15 protein-coding genes are annotated in these 19,579 nt (G+C 74.3%); 8 read left to right on the top strand and 7 right to left on the bottom strand.

The genetic code is table 11. The features are described 5' to 3' along the window. The first annotated feature begins 92 nt into the window (after positions 1–92). The gene (locus tag rosag_RS10775; RefSeq protein WP_284350125.1) at positions 93–1,016 is read left to right on the top strand and encodes an alpha/beta fold hydrolase; all 924 of its coding nucleotides are present in this window, start codon (positions 93–95) and stop codon (positions 1,014–1,016) included. 396 nt (positions 1,017–1,412) lie between these two features. Here rosag_RS10775 and rosag_RS10770 read toward each other — a convergent pair whose 3' ends face one another. Then, positions 1,413–2,708 carry a M20/M25/M40 family metallo-hydrolase gene (locus tag rosag_RS10770; RefSeq protein WP_284350124.1) on the bottom strand — a complete coding sequence of 432 codons (1,296 nt, stop codon included), beginning with the start codon at positions 2,706–2,708 and terminating at the stop codon, positions 1,413–1,415. A 141-nt stretch (positions 2,709–2,849) separates the two neighbouring features. On the opposite strand from rosag_RS10770, the gene rosag_RS10765 reads away from it, so the two are divergent. Beyond that, the gene (locus tag rosag_RS10765) at positions 2,850–4,091 is read left to right on the top strand and encodes an ABC transporter permease (protein ID WP_284350123.1); all 1,242 of its coding nucleotides are present in this window, start codon (positions 2,850–2,852) and stop codon (positions 4,089–4,091) included. Then, positions 4,088–5,353 carry an ABC transporter permease gene (locus tag rosag_RS10760; RefSeq protein ID WP_284350122.1) on the top strand — a complete coding sequence of 422 codons (1,266 nt, stop codon included), beginning with the start codon at positions 4,088–4,090 and terminating at the stop codon, positions 5,351–5,353. Before rosag_RS10765 ends, rosag_RS10760 begins: the two co-directional genes overlap by 4 nt. Positions 5,354–5,360: 7 nt before the next feature. Here the strand turns inward: rosag_RS10760 and rosag_RS10755 are convergent, their stop codons facing one another. From rosag_RS10755 to rosag_RS10735, 5 genes are all read right to left on the bottom strand, one after another. Continuing rightward, positions 5,361–6,536 carry a helix-turn-helix transcriptional regulator gene (locus rosag_RS10755; protein ID WP_284350121.1) on the bottom strand — a complete coding sequence of 392 codons (1,176 nt, stop codon included), beginning with the start codon at positions 6,534–6,536 and terminating at the stop codon, positions 5,361–5,363. A 94-nt stretch (positions 6,537–6,630) separates the two neighbouring features. Continuing rightward, complete coding sequence (locus rosag_RS10750) at positions 6,631–7,479, bottom strand: hypothetical protein (RefSeq protein ID WP_284350120.1); 849 nt, start codon at positions 7,477–7,479, stop codon at positions 6,631–6,633. Between the two features lie 22 nt (positions 7,480–7,501). Then, positions 7,502–7,999, bottom strand: coding sequence for a hypothetical protein (locus rosag_RS10745; protein ID WP_284350119.1), 498 nt, complete (start codon positions 7,997–7,999; stop codon positions 7,502–7,504). After that, positions 7,978–8,700, bottom strand: a complete 723-nt coding sequence (locus rosag_RS10740; RefSeq protein ID WP_284350118.1) for a hypothetical protein — start codon at positions 8,698–8,700, stop codon at positions 7,978–7,980. Before rosag_RS10740 ends, rosag_RS10745 begins: the two co-directional genes overlap by 22 nt. Positions 8,701–8,944: 244 nt before the next feature. Beyond that, positions 8,945–11,176 carry a prolyl oligopeptidase family serine peptidase gene (locus tag rosag_RS10735; protein ID WP_284350117.1) on the bottom strand — a complete coding sequence of 744 codons (2,232 nt, stop codon included), beginning with the start codon at positions 11,174–11,176 and terminating at the stop codon, positions 8,945–8,947. A gap of 254 nt (positions 11,177–11,430) precedes the next feature. Here rosag_RS10735 and rosag_RS10730 point away from each other — a divergent pair, with 254 nt between their 5' ends. The 5 genes from rosag_RS10730 to rosag_RS10710 all read left to right on the top strand — a co-directional run bounded on the left by rosag_RS10730 (position 11,431) and on the right by rosag_RS10710 (position 18,325). Then, positions 11,431–12,150, top strand: coding sequence for a PEP-CTERM sorting domain-containing protein (locus rosag_RS10730; RefSeq protein ID WP_284350116.1), 720 nt, complete (start codon positions 11,431–11,433; stop codon positions 12,148–12,150). Positions 12,151–12,195: 45 nt separating this feature from the next. Further along, entirely contained in the window at positions 12,196–12,792 is a 597-nt protein-coding gene (locus tag rosag_RS10725) for a PEP-CTERM sorting domain-containing protein (protein WP_284350115.1), read from the top strand. A gap of 366 nt (positions 12,793–13,158) precedes the next feature. Continuing rightward, a complete protein-coding gene (locus rosag_RS10720; RefSeq protein ID WP_284350114.1) occupies positions 13,159–13,326 on the top strand; it encodes a hypothetical protein in 168 nt (55 codons plus the stop codon). Positions 13,327–13,589: 263 nt separating this feature from the next. Next, on the top strand, positions 13,590–17,204 hold the full coding sequence (locus rosag_RS10715; RefSeq protein ID WP_284350113.1) for a S8 family serine peptidase: 3,615 nt from the start codon (positions 13,590–13,592) through the stop codon (positions 17,202–17,204). 209 nt (positions 17,205–17,413) lie between these two features. Then, entirely contained in the window at positions 17,414–18,325 is a 912-nt protein-coding gene (locus rosag_RS10710) for a hypothetical protein (RefSeq protein WP_284350112.1), read from the top strand. A 41-nt stretch (positions 18,326–18,366) separates the two neighbouring features. Here rosag_RS10710 and rosag_RS10705 read toward each other — a convergent pair whose 3' ends face one another. Continuing rightward, positions 18,367–19,467, bottom strand: a complete 1,101-nt coding sequence (locus rosag_RS10705) for a helix-turn-helix transcriptional regulator (RefSeq protein ID WP_284350111.1) — start codon at positions 19,465–19,467, stop codon at positions 18,367–18,369. Between the last annotated feature and the right edge of the window lie 112 nt (positions 19,468–19,579).

Genomic DNA, 19,579 nt, shown 5'->3' with positions numbered 1-19,579 from the left:
CAGGTTGGCCAAGGGAGAAGATACGCGCACGCTTGCAAAATAGCACGATCGGTCGTATTTAATGGCGCCACCGCCATCACGAGAGGCTCCCGATGCCCGTCGACATCGCCTGGCCCAGCGCACCCACGTCCGCGCCCTCCCCGGCGCCCGTCGCCGCCCGTCCGCCCCGTCGTCCGTCCGCCGGGCCCGTCCTCGGGCTGCGCCTGACGCGGCTGGGCCTCGCCGTCGCAAGCCGCGTCGCGCCGCCGCTGGCCGAGTGGCAGGCGGCCCGCCTCTTCCTGACGCCGCGCCGCCGGTCGCTGCGCGACCCCGTCATCCCCGGCATCCCCGCCGACCCGCGCGCCTTCGTCGCCGCCGGCCATCCGATCGTCGGCTGGAGCTGGGGCGAGGGCCCGACGGTGCTGCTGGTCCACGGCTGGAACGGCCGCGCGGCCGACATGGTCGCGCTGGCCGAGGGGCTGGTGCACGCCGGCTATCGCGCCGTCGCGATCGACCTGCCCGCGCACGGCCGCTCGCCCGGGCGCCGCACCTCGATCGCCGAGTGGAGGCGCATCCTCCCCGCGCTGGCCGCACAGCTGGGCGGCATCCACGCGGTCGTCGGCCACTCGCTCGGCGGCGCCGCGGTGACGCTCGCGCTGGAGGCGGGGCTGCAGGCCCACGCCGCGGTGCTGCTCGCGCCCGCGCGCGCGCCGCGCCCCTACGTCGCGCGCGTGGGCCGCTTCCTCGGCCTGCCGAGCGCGCGCGCAGCGGGGATGGAGCGTCGGCTGGAATCCCTGGTCGGCGGCGCGCTCGCGCACTTCGACGCGGCGCGCGCGGCCGCGACGCTCACCGTGCCGGCGCTCGTGCTGCACGACCCGGCCGACGACGAGGTCCCGTGGGCCGACGGCGCCGCCATCGCCGACGCGTGGCCGCTGGGCGCAGTGGAGCCGGTGGTCGGCGAGGGGCACTTCCGCATCCTCGCGGCGCCGGAGGTGGTGGAGCGGGTCGTGGAGTTCATCGCGGCGGCGAGCGTGTAACGGCTGCGTGCTGCGTGCTGCGTGTTTCGAAGCTCTGCGCGCAGTCGGGCGAGTGGGGGGTGATGCGTCCCACGCCGCAGGGACGGTGAGCGCCGAGCGCCGAGCGCCGAGCGTGAACCCCGAGGTCCCTCGCCGTGCGCTGCGCGCACGCTCGGGACGACAACGATGGTGGGGCGGGCGCGGCGGGCATGGGCGCAGGCGACCTCGATCGCAGCAAGGCTTGTCCCGAGCGAAGCGAGGGAAGACCGAGGTCAGCCCGCAGCGGCCGCGATCGCCGGGAGCCGCAGCCCATGGCCGCCGCGCCCGCCGGTGTGAGAGATCCCTCGCTGCGCTCGGGATGAAAAAAGAGCCGGCCCCCGCGACGGAGCCGGCTCCCCACACCGAAACGAGCGACGACTACTTCGCCCCGGCCAGTGCGGCGACGAGCACTGCAGCCCACTGCGGCCCGACGTAGCCGCGCGGGGTGTCGTCGTAGCTCTCCCCCAGCGAGTGCGACCCGCGCCCGCGCCCGCCGCCGTCGATCGTCACCGCGGGAATCCCGAGCCCGATCGGCACGTTCGAGTCCGTGCTCGACGCGCTGAGCTCCGACTGCTCGCCGAGCACGCGCGCTGCCGCCAGCGCCGCGCGCACGATCGGCGCGTCGTCGCGCTGCGAGCCCGCGGGGCGGATGCCGATCGTGTCCCACGCCGCCGCGAGCGCCGCCGTGGACTTCGGGTAGCGCGCCTTCTCCTCCGCCACAGCCGCGTCCACCGCCGCGTGCACGCGCCGGTCGAGGTCCGCCAGCGCCTCCGCGCTCTCCGAGCGCATGTCGATGTCCATCGACACCTCGGCCGGGATCGAGTTCACCGACTGGCCGCCGCGCAGGATGCTGACGCTGAACGTCGTGCGCGGATCGGCCGGCGTCTGCAGGTCGGCGATCTTGGCCACCGCGCGGCCGAGCGCGTGCGCGGGGTTCGGCATGCCGAACGCGCCGAAGCTGTGCCCGCCCGGGCCCTTGAAGCTGATCTTGTAGCGGTTGCTGCCGACCGCCTTGTGCGTGACGCCGAAGCCCGTGCCGTCCACCGAGATGAAGTAGTCGACCTGGCCTTTCAGCGTCTCGTTGAAGAGGCGGCGCACGCCGCGGAGGTTGCCCTCGCCCTCCTCGCCGACCGTGCCGACGAACAGGATGGTGCCCGGCGTCCGCACGTTGCTCTGCTGGAACGCGCGCGCCACCGACAGCAGCACCGCGAGGCCGCGGCAGTCGTCGCCGATGCCGGGCGCGGTGAGGCGCGCCGAGCCGTCGGGCGCGGTGCTGCGCTTCACCTTCACGTCCGTGCCCTCGGGGAACACCGTGTCCAGGTGGCCCGAGATCACGACCGTCGGCCCGTCCTGCGCGGTGCCCGGCCGCTCGCCGATCACGTTCCCCTCGGCGTCGATGCGCACCGAGCGGAGGCCGAGCTGCTCGAAGCGCTTCTTCAGCTCCTGGCCGCGCACCTGCTCCTTGAACGGCGGCGCGGGGATCTCGCAGATGGACGCCTGCTGGTCGAGCGTCCACGCGTTGGTGACGCGCAGCGAGTCGAGCACGCGCTTCATCGCGGGGAGCGTGGCGACCTTCGCCGGATCGGACGGCGGCGCGGCGTCCTTGCGGACGGGCTGCGCGGCGAGCGAGGCGGCGGGCAGGGCGAGCAGAAGGGCGGGCAGGAAGCGGCGCATGGGTCGGGAAGACGGTGAGGCGAGCGCGGGACCGAGCAACGATACAACGCAGCACGGCGCCGCGGCGCTGACCTGGGACGCTGGCCGGCGCGCGCCGGCGGCCCGATACTGTCGGAGCGCCCTCTCCCCGGCCCGCCCGCCATGCGCCCCGGCGACGTGCTCGTCACCGCGCTCACCCAGATCCGGGTGAGCAAGCTGCGCTCCCTCTTCACGCTGCTCGGCATCATCGTCAGCGTGGGGTTCCTCGTGGCCGTGCTGGCGATCATCCACGGGATGAACGCGTACGTGACGGAGAACATCGCCGACGCGATGGTCGGGTCGAACGCGTTCCAGGTGCGGCGCACGCCGCTCAACTTCGCGCTCATCGAGGACGACGAGTGGCGGCGCATCCAGCGGCGGCGCAAGCTCTCGCGCGCCGACGCCGAGGCGATCCGCGGCGCGCTCCCCGACGCGATGGCGGTCGCGGTGACGTCCGGCTGGCCCACGCCGCAGGCCGACGTCGTGTGGGGCGACCGCACGCTCGGCGACGTGCTGATCTTCGGCGTGACGGCCGAGTACCAGGTGGTGCAGGACTACCGCTTCGCGCGCGGCGAGCCGCTCACCGACCTCGACGTGCGCGGGCGGCGGCCGGTCATCGTGATCGGCGCCGACGTCGCGGACAAGCTGTTCGAGGGCGTCGACCCGGTGGGGCGGCAGGTGCGCATCCGCGGCGCGCTGTTCACCGTCGGCGGCGTGATCGCGGCGAAGGGGCGCGTGCTCGGCCAGTCGTTCGACGGCTTCGTGATGATGCCGATCTCGACGTTCGAGTCGCTGTTCGGGCGCCGGCAGACCACGACCGTCTCGGTGAAGATGCACCGCGCCGACGAGGTCGCGGCCGGGATGACGCGGGCGCGCGAGGCGATGCGCGTCGTGCGCCGGCTGCGGCCCGGCGAGGCCGACGACTTCTCGGTGGAGACGGCGGACGCGCTGGTGGCGTTCTGGCAGCAGCTCACGCGCGTGCTGTTCAGCGTCGTGCCGGCGATGGTGGCGATCGGGATCGTCGTCGGCGGCATCGTCATCATGAACATCATGCTGATGACCGTGCGCGAGCGGACGCACGAGATCGGGATCCGGAAGGCCGTCGGCGCGACGCGGCGCGACATCGCGCTGCAGTTCCTCGTGGAGGCGACGGCGCTGGCGACGCTCGGCGGCGCGATGGGGGCGGGCGCGGGATGGGCGCTGGCGCTGCTCGTCGCGGCCGCGTCGCCGCTGCCGGCGCGCGTCACCGCGTGGTCCGTGGCGCTCGCCCTCGCGCTGGGCGCCGTCGTCGGCGTGCTGTTCGGCGTCTATCCCGCCATGCGCGCGGCGCGGCTGGACCCCGTGCGCGCGATGCGGGCCGAATGAACGCGCTGCGCGCCCTCCTGGGCTTCGGCGAGAACGTCGCCGTCGCCGCCGCGTCGCTGCGCCAGGCGAAGGGGCGAAGTGCGCTCACCATCCTCGGCGTCGTGCTGGGCGTGGCGACGGTGATGGCGATGGCGACGATCGTGCGCGGCGTGCAGGCGCAGATCATCCACACCATCGAGCTGGCCGGGCCGACGACGTTCTACGTCATGAAGGTGTTCTCGCAGACGCCGCTCAATCCCGACAACCTGCCGGCGTGGGTGCGCGCGCGCCCCGACCTCACGCCCGCGGAGGCCGAGCGGCTGGCGGCGCTGCCGGAGGTGCAGTACGCGGCGATCTGGGCGCAGATCCTCAACCGCGTGGAGTACGCGGGCACGCGCACGAACCTCGGCATCGTCATGGGCGCGGACGCCGGCTACCCGGAGATCTACGGCGGGGAGCTGGTGGCCGGGCGCTGGTTCACGCAGGCCGAGCTGCGCCGCGGCGACGCGGTGGTGGTCCTCGACGCCGACGCCGCGACGAAGCTGTTCGGCGCCGCGCAGGGCGCCACGCGCGCGCTCGACGCGTGGGTGCGCGTGGGCGGGCATCCGGCGCGCGTGATCGGCATCTACCAGGCGGCCGCGAACATCTTCGAGCCGCCGGGGCAGAAGGTGCACGCGATCGTCGGCTACCGGATGATGGACCGCCGGTTCGCGATCGACCGCACGAACGCGCTGTTCGTGCCGGTGAAGCCGCGGCGCGGCGTCAGCGTCGCCGACGCGCAGGGCGCGGTCACCGTGGCGCTGCGCGAGCGGCGCGGCCTCCGACCCGGCGACCGGAACACCTTCGACTTCATCACGCAGGACCAGATCCTCGACACGTTCAACAAGCTCACGGGCGTCTTCTTCCTCGTGATGCTCGTGCTCTCGGCCGTCGCGCTGCTGGTCGGCGGGATCGGCGTGATGGCCGTGATGATGATCAGCGTCACCGACCGCACGCGCGAGATCGGCATCCGCAAGGCGGTGGGCGCGACGCGGCGCGACATCATGCAGCAGTTCCTGCTGGAGGCGGCGGCGCTGACCGGCGTGGGCGGCGCGATCGGCATCGCCGTCGGGCTGTCGGTGGGGCGCGCCGCCACCGCGTTCATGAACGTCAGCGCGACGCCGCCGCTCGCGCTGACGCTCGTCGCGGTCGCGGTGTCGGTCGGGATCGGGCTCGTCTTCGGCCTGCTCCCCGCGCGCAAGGCGGCGCGCCTGGATCCGATCGACGCGCTGCGCTACGAGTAGGCGAACGTCAGCCCGCGACGCCGAGCAGCGCGCCCAGCTCGCGGCGCGACCTGAGGCCCAGCTTCTCGAGCACGCGCTGCGCGTGGTGCCGCGCCGTGTGCGGGCTGACGCCGAGCGCGGCGGCGACCTCGGTGTTGGTGGCGCGGCGCGCGAGCAGGCGCGCGACCTCCGCCTCGCGCGGCGTGAGCGCGGCCAGCGGTCCGCCCGCGAGCGGCGCCGGCGCCGCGTCCGGCTCCAGCGACACGAGCACCGTGCCGGCCGCGCCCCACACCGCCTCGGCCCCAAACGCGGCGCGCAGCACGTAGCGCGCGAGCGGCGTCGCCAGCGTGCGCTCGGTGCGCGGCACGCCGGCGGTGGGGAGCGCGAGGCGCGCGGCCGTGCCGGGCGCGCCGTGCGTGCGCGCGTGCAGCGCCTGCAGTCCGCGCGCGAGCGCCAGCATCTCGGCCGCCACGCGCTCGCGCTCGGGCTCCTCGCCCAGGCGGCGCCGCAGCGCGGCGTTGCGGTGCATCTCGCGGCCGTCGCTGCCGATGACCAGCAGCGCCTCGGGCACCGCGTCCAGCGTCGCGGCCATCGCGGCCTGTCGCGCGGCGAAGGTGCGCAGCGTGTGGAAGCCGGTGCGCAGCGCGGGCAGCAGCATGCCGAGCACGGGCAGTCGCGCCGCCTCCAGGTCGCGCGCGCCCGTCCTGCGCTCGTGGCCCACGGTGAGGAACACCTCGCCGCCGTCGGGGAGCACGGGCGTGAGCGTCATGAAGCCGTGCATCCGCGCGCCGTAGAGCCCTTCGTGCAGGTACATGCTGCGATCGAGGCGATGGCCCAGGTCCGCGAGCCAGCGCTCGGACATCGTCTCGCCCGAGACCTCGCTCCCCAGCGCGCGGCGGTGCTTCAGCCACGCCTCGGCCACGGGGCACTCGAAGACGAAGCGGTTGGAGCGCGGGTCGCTCCACGACATCGTCTCCATCGTGTGGACGCCGGGCCAGTCGGCGCTCTCGGAGACGATCTTCAGCCCGCCCTCCGCCGGCCGCGCGAGCAGCGCGTTGGTGCCGGGGAACAGCTCGCGGATCACCGGCTCGACGCGCGCCCACCAGGGGGCGGGGTCCGCGCTGCCCGTGAGGAGCGGCGAGAGCAGCGCCTCGCTGGCGGCGCCGAGGAGGCGCGCGTCGCGTTCGGTGAGGAGGACGGACATGGGCGGGACTGCGGGCTGCGGGGCGCGGACCATCGAACATGCGTCGTCGCGGCCGGTTGCGCAGCCCCGCGCCGGCGGCGAGCGCGCCGCGCGGCTACTCCGGCTGCAGCACCATCAGCGAGCGTCCGCCGTTGAGGTACGTGTCGGAGGGGCCCCACGTCAGCTCGACGCTCGCCGCGCGGTCGTACCCCAGCTGCAGCGGCGTCTCGCGCCCCGCCGCGGCGACGCTCGCCGTCACGCGGTACCGCCCGGGCCCCGGCAGCAGGAGCGTGGCCGTCTCGTCGAGCGGGACGCGATGGCTCGCCGCCGGCGACGTGAGGAGCTGGCGCGTCGTGCGGCGCAGGACGAACGGCGCGCCGCCGGCCGGCGTGATGGTGAACGAGAACACCGCGTCCGCCGGCAGCCCGTCCGTCGAGGCGGCGATCTCGAGGTGCACGGGGTAGGCGAACTTGTTGAACGGGTCGCCGCCCGGGCGCGGCACCGGCCGGCCGGCGGCGGCGGGCGCGGGCGCGGGTGCTGCTGCGACGGGCGCCGCTGCGGTGGTCGCACTGCCCGCGCGGTAGCACACCTCGCCCGCCCGCGTGCGCTCGGCGACCTGCTCGACCAGGCGCTCGGCCGAGCCGCCGTCGCCCGGCGGGGTCCAGCGCAGCGTGTACAGCAGGGCGCCGCCTGCCGACTGCAGGCGGAGCGTCCCGGTCGCCCGCGCGTAGGCGTATCGAGCGGTGATGGCCTGGCGCGTGGTGCGGTCGATCCACACGCCGCCCGGCCGCACGTCGAAGGTGAGCATGCGCTGCGACGGGTCGCCGGTGGCGACGCTGCGCATGCACTGCCACGCGCCGTGGAGGTCGGCGGGCGGGCGCGGCTGCGCGCGCAGCGCGGAGAGGGGCGCGGCGGCGAGCAGCAGGGTGGCGAGCGGTCGGAACGTCACGAGCGGTGGGCGCACGAGGAACGGAGGAAGGGACTGCCTAGCGGCGCGGCGCGACGGTCAGCGTCACGACGGGCGACGATCCGGCCAGCTGGAAGCCCGACCGGCCGCCGCGCCGCTCGACGCGCTGCGGCAGCGAGGCCTGCACCTCGTAGGCGCCGGGCGTCAGGGGGCGCAGCGAGTCCTCGCTGAACGCCACCCACGCGTGCTCGGCGCGCCACGTGGCGCGCGGCGGGATCGTCACGCGGGCCGAGTCGCCGGCGATCCGCGCGCAGGGATCGGGGATCGGGTGCACGGCGCGCCGGTCGGCGACGCGCCGCACCAGGAAGCGCGCCGCGCACGGCGGCTCGAACGCGAGGTGCAGCGTGTCGTCGCGCGGGTTGGCGACGGTGAGCGTCATGCGCACCGTGTCGCCGGCGACGACTTCACGGGGCGACACGGCGAGCGTCAGCGTCGTCGTCGGGTGCGGGCGGCAGGCCGCGGCCAGCAGCAGCGCCGCCGCGACGGCGCCGCGCGTCAGACCGGGCCGCAGCTCCACTTCCGCGGCCGCTGGGGATCGTTGGTCGGGAGCTCGAGGCGGATCCTGTTCGAGTCCTCGATGCGCACGGCGCGCGCGCCGTCGAAGAAGCCACCGGTGAAGCGCACCGCCGACGTCGCGGCGTCCCAGCGCCAGCGGCCGCGCGAACCCTGGCCGGGATAGTCGTACGTCCCGTTCGCGGCGAGCGTGAAGGAGCCGCGCATCTCGAAGTCGTAGGTGGCCTTCGTGACGCGCCAGTAGCTCTCGGTGCAGCCCCACTTGCCAGGACCGATCACGGAGGACGGAACGGCGGAGGACGGAACGGCGGAAGCCGATGCAGCGTGAGACGGTGGGGCGGATGCCGGAGCTGCGACGACGCCCGGCTGGTAGCCGAGGATGCGCGCGGCGTCGTAGTAGCGCACGTTCTCGGGGCCGAAGCCGTCGTAGCGCACGCGGTAGCGCGTGTCCTCGGCCAGGATGACGTGCGCGCGGTAGACTTTCCCGTTCTCGTCGTCGACGATCACCGCGTCGCCCACGCGATAGCGGCCGTCGGCGGGCCGGGCGAGCTTGCGGCCGGCGATCGCGTCGGCGGCCTCGCGCTGCGCCTCGCCCCACGAGGCGTAGGGGACCGCGGGATCGCGCGGCGCCTGCGCGGCGGCGAGCGTGGGCGCGGCGAGCAGGAGCAGCGCGGGGATGAGACGGAAACGGGGTGGCGTCGACATGAACATCAGTATCGACGGCTGACCACGATCTGTGTAGCGGCTCCTTCGCGCCGGACCCGAACTGCGAACTGAATTTGCAGGGATGAAGATCGGATGACGTCTGATAACGACGGATGGCTCCATGCGGCGCGACGTTCGTCGCCACCACGCGGAGCCATCCGTCGTTATCAGATCTTGTCCGATCCTATCCTTGCAATGCCGTTCGCAGCGCGAGGATCCGCGGCCCGCAGTCCGCAGCCCGGACTCACATCGCGTTCTTCCGCTCGAACTTTACGTCCAGCCCCAGGTTCTTCGCCGCGAACGCCCAGATGTCCGCCTGCTCGGCGATCGCCTTGTCCAGCGGCCGGTAGCCGTGCGAGCCCTGCGCCTCGATGCGGATCAGCACCGGGTTGTCGCACCCCTGCGCCGCCTGCAGCGCGCTCGCCCACTTGAACGAGTGGCTCGGCACCACGCGGTCGTCGTGGTCGGCCGTCGTCGTCAGCGTCGCCGGATAGCACGCGCCCGGCTTCAGGTTGTGCAGCGGCGAGTACTGCTTCAGCGTCTCGAACTGCTTCGGGTCGTCGGCCGAGCCGTACTCCGGCACCCAGAACACGCCCGCGCTGAACTTGTGGTAGCGCAGCATGTCCATCACGCCCACCGCCGGCAGTGCGACGCCGTAGAGATCGGGGCGCTGCGTCATCACCGCGCCCACCAGCAGCCCGCCGTTCGAGCCGCCGCGGATCGCCAGCTTCTGCGGCGACGTGTACTTCTCGCGGATCAGGTACTCCGCCGCGCCGATGAAGTCGTCGAAGACGTTCTGCTTCTTGTCCAGCTTCCCGGCCTGGTGCCACGCCTCGCCGTACTCGCCGCCGCCGCGCAGGTTCGGCACCGCGTACACGCCGCCCAGCTCCAGCCACGTCGCCACCGAGGCCGAGAACGCGGGCACCTGGTTGACGTTGAAGCCGCCGTACGCGTAGAGCATCGTCGGGTTCGTGCCGTCGAGCGCGATGCCCTTCCGGTGCGTGACGAACATCGGGATCCGCGTCCCGTCCTTGCTCGGGAAGAAGACCTGCTTCGTCTCGTACCGCGACGCGTCGAAGGGCACGTTCGGCTTGAAGAACTGCTCCACCGCGCCGGTGCTGACGTCGTAGCGGTACACGCTCCCCGGCACGAGGTACGACGTGAAGCCGAAGAAGAGCTCCGGCTCGTCCTCGCGCCCCGAGAGCCCCGCCAGCGTGCCGATCCCCGGCAGCGGCAGGTCGCCCGTCTTCTTCCCCGACAGGTCGTGGATGCTGACCTGGCTCTTCACGTCGGCCAGGTACTGCGCGAACAGCTTCCCGCCCACGAGCGACACGCCTTCCAGCGTGTGCTCCGTCTCGGGGATGATCGTCTTCCAGCTCGCGCGCGCGGGCTTCGTGAGGTCGATCGCGACCAGCCGGTACTTCGGCGCGCCGAGGTTGGTGTGCACGTACGCCGTGGTGCCGACGACGCCGATGGGCGTGAACGACGCCTCCAGCGTCGTGTCGATCGGCTTCAGCGCCGCCTTCACGTCCGGCGCCTTCGGGTTCTTCAGGTCCGCGACGTAGAGGTGGTTCTCCGGGTCGGTGCCGCGGTTCACGTACGCGAACAGCCAGCGCCCGTCCTCGCTCACGCCCGCGCCCACGCCCCACGTCGGCTCCTTGGCGAAGCTGAAGATCTCGACGTCCTTCGACTGGGGCGTGCCGAGCGCGTGGTAGTAGACCTTCGGGTCGCGCGACGCGTTGGAGAGCGTCTTCCCCGCGGCCTTGGGCGGCTCGGGATAGCGCGTGTAGTAGAAGCCCTTGCCGTCCTCGGTCCAGCTGACGCCCGAGTAGCGCAGCCAGTCGACCGTGTCGTCGAGGTCCTTGCCGTCGGCGACGCGCTTCACCTTCACGGTACGCCAGTCGGCGCCGCCGGCGGAGAGCCCGTACGCGACGTAGGTGCCCGTCGGATCCGGCGAGAAGAGCGACAGCGACGTCGAGCCGTCCTTCGAGATCTCGTTGGGATCGAGGATCAGCGTCGCGCGCTCGGCCGCGCCCTTGGCGGCGCCGGTGGCCGTGTAGTACGGCGACTGGCGCTGCAGCCCCGTGTTCTTCGTGAACCAGAGGCGTCCGCCCTGGCGGTACGGCAGCGAGACGCGCGGGTAGTTCCACATCTCGGTGAGCCGCTGCTTGATCAGGTCGCGGCCCGGCAGCCCGTTGAGGTAGCCGAAGGTGAGGCCGTTCTGCGCCTCGATCCACGACTTGGTGTCGGCGCCGTCGAGGTCCTCGAGCCAGCGGTACGGATCGGCGATGCGGGTGCCGTGATAGTCGTCGACGTGGTCGACGGCCTTGGTCCTGGGATACTGCACGCGCGTGCTGGGAGAGGCTGGGGCGTTGGCGGCCGGCGCGGCCGGCGTCTGCGCGGACAGGGCGTCCGCCGTGAGCGCGAGCGCCGCCAGCGAGGCGACCGCGGCGAGCGCGCGGGGAAGGTGGGCCATGCGTCGGATCTCCACCGAACCGGATGTGGCGACGGGCCGGGCCTGAGGGGCCGGCGGCGGGAGGGTCGGAAGATACGTCGCGGCGCGCCCCGGGGTTCGCGCACCCCGTCAAAAAATACGCAGGAACTACGTACGGCCGGCTGGAACCGACGCCGTAGGGTGAGCGCACCCCAGGGGCGACCGCGCGGCACGAGCCGCGCCGCGCGCCCGGGACCGACCCCATACCGCGCCCCCGCGCGTCGAGGATACCCCCCATGTCGTTCGTACGCCTGACCGCCACGCTCGCCATCACCGCCGTCGCCGCGACCGCCGCGTTCACCACCGCGCTGTCCGCGCAGCAGATCGACACCGGCGCGCCCCTCGGCGGGGTCAACGCCAACGGCTTCGGCCAGCTCAACCCGTCGCAGGCGACGCTCGTCGGGCAGACGTTCGTCGCGCCGCAGTACACGCAGCTCGACCGCTTCAGCTTCTTCCTCGGCGACTCGCGCAGCTTCGCGCTCACGTCGTACAACGCGTTCGTCGCCGCGTACGACGGCACGACCGACATGATCTCCGGCCCGATCCTCTGGCAGAGCGCCGCGCGCCTCGGCACCGCGTCGCAGTCGCCCGTCGAGACGGTGTTCGAGATCGACGGCGGCCTCTCGATCCTCCCCGGCCAGCGCTACATCGCGTTCCTCGGCATCCCGTCGCTCGCGGGGAGCTTCAACCAGCTGGGCGGCGTCGCGTACCGCACGACGTCCACGATGGGCGACGGCCTCTCGTCGCGCTTCAGCACCGCGTACCCGGGCACGGTGGACTCGTACGCCGCGATGCGCTGGTCGATGCCGGCCAGCTCGAACTTCGCCTTCCGCGCCACGTTCTCGAACGGCGCCGCGCCGGTGAGCACCGTGCCCGAGCCCGCGACCGTCGCGCTGCTCGCGGGCGGCCTGCTCGGCACCGCCGTCGTCGCCCGTCGTCGCCGCGCGCTCCGCTGAGCCGCGCGCCTTCCACATACATCGACTCGATCGGAGATCCCGACCATGCACAGCCTCTCGCTCCGCGCCGCGCGCGCCGCCGTCGCCGCGCTGCTCGCCTTCGGCGCCGTCGCGGCCGCGCCGCGCGTCGCCGCCGCCGCGCCCATTACCCTCGGCCAGTGGTACACGTTCTCGTTCGGCGGCGTCGGCTCGTTTGCGCAGAGCGGCATCGGCTCCACGCCGGCCGCGCCGTGGGAGTTCACCAGCGCCACCGGCGTGCGCGTCAGCGTCACCGACGGCCTCGCGCCGGGCGACGCGTTCTCGCTCTTCGACAACGGGGTGCTCGTCGGCAGCACGCCGCCGGTCGCGCGCGTGCCCGGCGGCTGCAACGGCACCGGCGCGCAGGGCTGCTTCGACAACCCGATCATGAGCCACGCCGCGTTCGAGCTGGGAGCCGGCGCGCACTCGCTCACGATCCGCGTCGACGTGTCGCCGTCGGGCGGCGGGCTCGGGTTCTTCCGCGCGGACGCGCTGGCGGCCCAGACGCCCGTGAGCACCGTGCCGGAGCCGGCGACGATGGGGCTGATGGGCCTCGGCCTGGTCGCGGTCGGCACGGTCGCGCGCCGGAACCGAACGGCAACGGCAGCAAGGATGAAGGCCTGAGAGCGTCGGGTCCGGCGCGCCCGATCCCCTTCGTCATTGGAGAGGATCCGGATGCTGCGGATCGGAACGGATCAGGCGGATCGCTCCATGGAGCGCGCGGGACCTCGCCGCCACGCGGAACGATCCGAAGCATCCGTTCTCATCCGAAGCATCCGCATCCCTCCAAAGGCCGGAGGGGTCAGCGCGCCTGAAGCACGCGAGAAAATCGGGTCGTTCGACCCACGTGCGGCGGCGGCGGGGATGCGAGACTGGTGGCAGGCGGCGCCGACGTGCGGCACGCCGACACCCGAGTCCCCGACCCGCCGTCCCATGCGCCCCACCGTCCTCGCTCCGTCCACCCGCGCGCCTCGCGACCACCGAGGCCGCGTGCTCGCCCTCACGGTCGCCGCGCTCGCGGATGCGAGCGCCGTGACGACCGCGCACACGACGCCGCCCCGTACGGAGGATCCGTACACCGTGACCGCGCGGCGCCGCGTGCGCGCGCTGAACCGCATACAGCAGCACCTGCAGTCATACGTCGCGCCGCGCAGCTGATCGCACGGCCGGCACGCCGCACACGTCGCGCGACCTCGGGGGGAGGGGACGCGGCGTGGACGGCACCACGCGGGCGGGTCCGGACTTCGGTCCGGCCCGCCCGTCGTGCGTGCGGGACCGCGGATCCGGGCGCGAGTGCGAGGGCGAAAAGATACGCAGAAACGACGTACGGGCCGCGCGACCGGCGGTCGTAGGGTCCTGCGCGACGCGACATGCGCCCGATGCGCGATGCGCGCGCTCCGACCCTGCACCCATACAGCGCCATGCGATCCCCCCTCGCCTTCCCGCGCGCCGCCGTCGTCGGCGCCGCGCTCCTCGCCGCCGCGTGCGGCGACCGCTCGCCCGCCGAGCCGACGCTGATCGACCGCGCGTCCGGCGCGCTGCAGTCGCTGCACGCGCTCGTCGCGCCCGCGCCCGCCGCGACGTCCTTCGCCTTCCTCGCGCCGCTCGGCCCCGCGCGCGGGTACCACGGCACGTTCGACGGCGGGCGCGCGCCGGTCGTCGAGATCTGCCGCGTGGCCTCGCGCGACGCGGCCGAGTGCGACGGCGGATACCTCGCGCGCTACACGCCGTCCGACGGCACGGGCCCGATGATGGGCGGCGTGCAGCTCGTCGTCGATCCGGCGCAGCAGGCGTACCGCCTCGACTGGCCGGCGACGGGGCTCGCCGCGCGCACCGCGGTGCGCGTGCGCGTGCTGCTCGACGGCGCGGAGCTCGGCCGCGCGCACGCCCGCATCCCCGCCAGCGGCGAGACGGCCGAGCAGCTCGCGGCCGCGGGCTACGCGGCGATCGACGCGAGTGGACGGCTCCCCGTGCGCTTCCGTCTCGAGACGCCGCCGCGCGACGGCATCTACGAGCTGCCGGGCGCGCCGGGCGCGCCGGCCGCGTCGGCCATCCCGCAGCGCACCTTCCGGCCACGCGCGGGCGACTACGCGGTGCCGCACGCGACGCTGCCGGGCGTGGGCGTCTCGCACAACACGCTGCTCGTGGCCGTGACGCCCGGCGCCACGGTGGCGCAGGTGAACGCGCTCGTCGCGCAGGTGGGCGGGCTCGTGATCGGCGGCTCGCCGGGCGGCGCGCAGGGCGGCGTGCTGGTGCTGCGCCTCGCGGGCACGACGCACGCCGCGGCCGCCGCGGCGCTGGCCACGCTGCGCGCCGCGACCGGCGTCATCGCGGCCGCCGCGCCCGACGCGCTCGTGCAGGGCGACGTGGTGAGCTACGTGCCGATGGCGGCGGCGCCGGCGGAGCAGTGGCAGCGCGAGGCGGTCGGCGCGCACTGGCACCACATCCTGTCGCGCGTGCCGCAGCTGTGGAACCTGAACGGCGCGGCGCGCAAGAGCGCCGCGAAGCCCGTGACCGCGGTGCTCGACGCCGAGTTCACGGAGCACGAGGACCTGCCGGCGGTGGGGCAGACGGCCGGCCCGATGACGAGCCACGGCACCAAGGTCGCCGGCATGATCGCGGCGACGTTCGACAACGACCGCGGGATCGACGGGCTGAATCCCGCCGCGACCCTCAACCTCGTGCGCCTCTCGGCCCCCGACAGCGCCGGCACGCTGTACGACTACCGCCGCAGCGTCGGCCAGGCGCTGCTGACCGGGCTGGACTCGCTGCTGCGCAGCGCGGCCGGCGTGCAGACGCGCGTCGTCAACGTCAGCATGGGCTACGGCTGGAAGCAGGCGGGCATCGACCCGACCACCAACGCCGACGCGCGCGACCTCGCCGACCTGCACGGCGCGTTCGCGAAGGTGATGCTGCGCGGCACCGAGGCGTTCCGCGGCGGGCGCCTGCCGGTGATCGTCGCCTCCGCCGGCAACGACTCGCGCGGCGACGCGCAGCGCGTGGACTCGCGCTACACCAGCCCGTTCAACGCGGCGCGCGCCGCGGGCGTGAAGGCGATCATCAGCGTCGAGGCGATCACGCGCCTGTCCGGCGGCGCGCTCGCGCGCGCGACGTTCTCCAACATGGGCGGCCAGCTCTCCGCGCCGGGTGAGGACATCCGCGTGCTGACCGACTACGCGGGCGTCATGGCCGACAAGGGCACGTCGTTCGCCGCGCCGCAGGTCGCCGCGCTCGTGGGCTACCTGTACGCGCTGGCGCCGCAGCTCCCGTGGGCGTCGGTGGACGCCAACCCGATGCTCGACGTGCTGCTCGCGAGCGCGGTGCCGGTGCCGGGCGCGGCGCCCCGCATCGACGCGTTCGGCGCGGCGCTCGCGCTCGAGGGGCGCCACGGCGTGTCCGCGACGCACGTGCGCCGGCTGCTGGTGGACGTCGACGACGGCACCGCCGACGGCAACGAGCGCCTGCGCGACGGCGCGGTGGTCCTGGACGAGGACGCGGACGGCGACGGCGGCGCGGGCGACGGCGCGATCGACATGAGCGACTTCCGCCGCTGGCGCGACTGGCTGCTCGCGGTCGAGGGGGCGGCCGGCCTCGCGCTCGACGGGCCCGCGATGCACCCCAAGAAGGACGTCAACGGCAACCACCGCTGGAACACGAACGGCGACGGCGACAACGAGAACGTCTTCCCGCGCGGCGACTTCGACGGCGACGGCCGCCTCACGCGCGCCGATCTCGCGATCATGACGCCGCTCTTCCAGGACGTCGACGTCCCGGCCTCGAGGCTGACGGCGCTCGTCAGCTCCGGCGACGTGCGCGTCGACGCGCAGGCGTGCCTCCTGCTCCCCGGCGTGCGCACCGTGACGTCGCAGCTGCGGCGCGCGAGCGACGGGCTGGCGCAGGACGTCCGGGTCCACGCCGGCGGGCGCGCCGCGATCACGTACACGGTGCCGGCCGGCGGCACGCCGACGCCGTACATCGCCGAGGTGGAGGCGTACGACGCCGCGGGCCAGCTGATCGGCAGCGCGAGCCGCGAGGTGCAGGTCGCGCTCGGCGGCGACGTGGCGTGGGCCGCGCCGTGCGCGCGCGTCGTGATGACGCCCGACACGGTCACGGTGGAGCCGCAGCAGACGGTGGCGCTGAAGGCGCGCGTGCTCGGCGCCGGCCTCGCGGACACGGCGATCACCTGGTTCGCCGCGGCGGGGAACGGCGACGTCAACGCGTACGGCTACTACACCGCGCCGTCGCAGGTCGGCACGTACGTCGTCTACGCGCGCCACGCGAGCTCGGGCACGCAGGCGAAGGGCACCATCGTGGTGAAGGCGAACACCGCGAACGCCGAGGTGCGCGTGGTGACGCAGCAGTACCAGGCGACCGCGCGCGCCGCCGGCGCGGCCGGCTCGTCGGGCGACTGGCCCGAGAAGCCCGCGGAGGTCCTCGACCGCGCGGAGGGTGCGCCGACGACGCTGGCCGGCATCACCGGGCGCGCGAGCGCGTCGATCACGGTGAACGGGACCGACCGGTTCATGGGCAACCCGATCGCCACCTTCACGATGGGGAGCACGAGCGGGTCGAGCATCGGCGTCGCCTACTCGCCGGTCGGCGGCGCGGCCTCGCCGATGGCGATCCGCGGCCTGTCGTGGTCGGCGGCGGCCTCGATGTCCAGCCACGCGTCCATCGAGGCGGGCAAGTCGCTGTACCACTCGTTCTACATGTACCACGGGGCCGACGCGTGGTCGGCCGTCGTCTTCGAGGTCACGGGCGCGCCGGTGACGATGGCGATGACCACGAACTGCGTGGGCGCCAGCTCGCAGGCGTCCGGCTCGATGCTGGTGCTCCTCGCGGACTTCCCCCACACGCTGGTCGCGGCAGGCTACTGCGGCCTCGTCTCGCCACCCACGCGGCTGGCACCGGGCCGCTACATGGTCTCGATGAGCGCGGGCGTGTCGCAGGGGCTGTCGATGCTCTACGGCAGCGACGCGCGGACCGACGATCCCGCCAACGTCGCGATCTCCGGCGGGCTGACCTTCACGCCCTGATCCGGCGCCACCGCACGGCCGCGCGGGCGGGCCCGGACCTCGGTCCGGCCCGCCCGTTCGGCGTCCGAGCAAGGAATCTCAGTGCTGGGGTAAAACGACCCACGCACGGCCAGCCCGGAATCCCGATCGTGGCGGCGCGCACCACCCCCCAGCGCGCACCCACCGCCGCATCACCACCACGTGCCATCCGGGATCCGAGGTCCACCGCCATGTCCACCAGCTTCCGCCCCTCCCGCTCCACGCTGCGCGCCGCCGCGCTGGCGGCCGTCGCGGGCGTCGCCGTCATCGCCACCGCCGACGCCGCGCCCGACGCGACCGCCGCGTCCCCGACCCGCATCCACTACGGCGCGTCGCTCCCCCTCGGCCGCGGGAAGGTGCGGCCGTACGTCGTCGTCGACGCGCAGCGCGCCGACGTCCCGCTCGAGATCGGCGTCGCGCTCGACGAGGCCGTGATGGAGGGGCTGCCCACGACGGGCATGGGGCACGCCGTCGGCCACAAGGGCCCCGACCACGAGCTCGCGCTCGTCTTCCCCACCGCCAACAACCCCACGCCCTTCAAGTGGGCGAGCCTGAACTGGAACGTCGGCGGGCACGAGCCGCCCGGCGTCTACGACACGCCGCACTTCGACTTCCACTTCTACACGATCGACAAGGCGGAGCGCGACCGCCGCATCGTCCTCGCGAACCCGCAGTTCGCGGCCGAGGCCGACCGCCTGCCGGCCGACGAGCTCCGTCCGGCGCACAACCTCGTGCTCGGCCCGCCGGGCGCGGCGCCGTCGGCGATCGCGGTGCCGCTGATGGGCGTGCACTGGGTGGACCGCCGCTCGCCCGAGCTGCAGGGGATGCTCGGCAACCCGCAGGGCGTGCGCCCGTTCACGGCGACGTTCATCTACGGCTCGTGGGACGGGCAGTTCATCTTCGCGGAGCCGATGGTGACGCGCGCCTACCTGATGGCGAAGCGCACGGCCACCGATCCCGCGGTGCGCGACGAGGTGCGGCCCGTCGGCACCGCCGCGCGGCACGCGGTGCCCGGCTGGTATCCCGGCGCGTACCGCATCGCGTACGACGCGGCGGCGAAGGAGTACCGCGTGGCGCTCGTGCAGCTGGCGAAGCGCGACTGACGCGCGACTGACGCGCGACGGATCGTGAGGAGGTGGGCGCGTCAGCCGCCCCGCAGCCGCGCGCCCACCTCGCCGCGCTTCGCGACGCCCAGCTTCGTGCGCACGCGCTCGACGTGCGTCCGCGCGGTGTTGGGGCTCGTGCCCAGCCGCGTCGCGATCTCCGCGTCGCTCAGGCGCTCGGCCAGCAGGCGCGCCACCGCCACCTCGCGCGCGGTGAGCCCGTAGCGCGCGCGCAGCGTGTCGTCGTCCAGCGTCGCCTGCGCGGCGCCGCGCGGCGCGTGCGTCACGTCGAGCACGATCGCCAGCCGCCCCGCGGTGGCGTGCGGCGCCAGCGTGCCGCGCACCGTGTAGCGCGCGCGGGCGGTGTCCACGGTGCGCGTCGCGGCCGTGTGGCCCAGCACCGCCGCGCCGCCCGCGCGCGGCGCCACCAGCGCGCTCACGTCGTGCGCCGCCGCCGCCAGCGCCGCCTCCAGCCGCGCGCGCTCGGGCTCCTCGGCCAGCAGCGCGCAAAGCGCGGCGGTGCGGTGCAGCGCGCGGCCCGCCGCGTCGCTCACCTGCACCGCGTGCGCGAGCGCGTCCAGCGTGCGATGCAGCGCGACGGCGTCGCTCCCCAGCCGGTCGAGCGCCATCGTGCCCGCCTGGAACGCGGGCTCCATCAGCCGCAGCAGCGTCAGCACGCGGTCGCGCGCCGCGCCGTCCTGCACCGCGGCGAAGTTCAGGAAGACGCGGTGGCGCGCGGTCGGCCCGTCGTACGTGTTGAGCCAGAACGCGTCGGCCAGCCGGCGCGGGCGCAGCCACTCCTCCTGGAACTCGGAGCCGCGCATCTCGTCGGGCGCCGTGAGCGACCAGCGGTGCGCGATGGTCAGCCGGCGCTCGGCCTGCCGCGCGGAGGCCAGGTCCAGTCGCGCGAAGTGCCGCACGTAGAGCACCTGGTCGTCGAGCGGCAGCGGCGTGTGCGTGTACGGCCCCTGCGGCGTCGCGCGCAGCAGGCCCACCATCCCGTCGGGGATGAGCGCCGCCAGCTCGCCGCACAGCGCATCTCCCCACGCCTGCGCGTCGCCGTACTCGTGCGGCGCGAGCATGGTGCCGAGGACGGTCTGGAGGCGGGCGAGATCGCCGTGGGAGAGGGGCGTGGGCGACATGGGCGGGGAGGGGAACGGCCGTGGCCGCCCGCACATGGTACGCCGGATCGCCGGTCGCGCCAGGGGGCGCCGGACCCCGCGAGGACCGGCCCGCGGCGTTCGGACGTCGTCG

This window comes from Roseisolibacter agri (assembly GCF_030159095.1).
GTDB lineage: Bacteria > Gemmatimonadota > Gemmatimonadetes > Gemmatimonadales > Gemmatimonadaceae > Roseisolibacter > Roseisolibacter agri.
The sequence above is the reverse complement of the archived record's forward strand: the minus strand, read 5'-3'. Positions and strand labels throughout refer to the sequence as shown.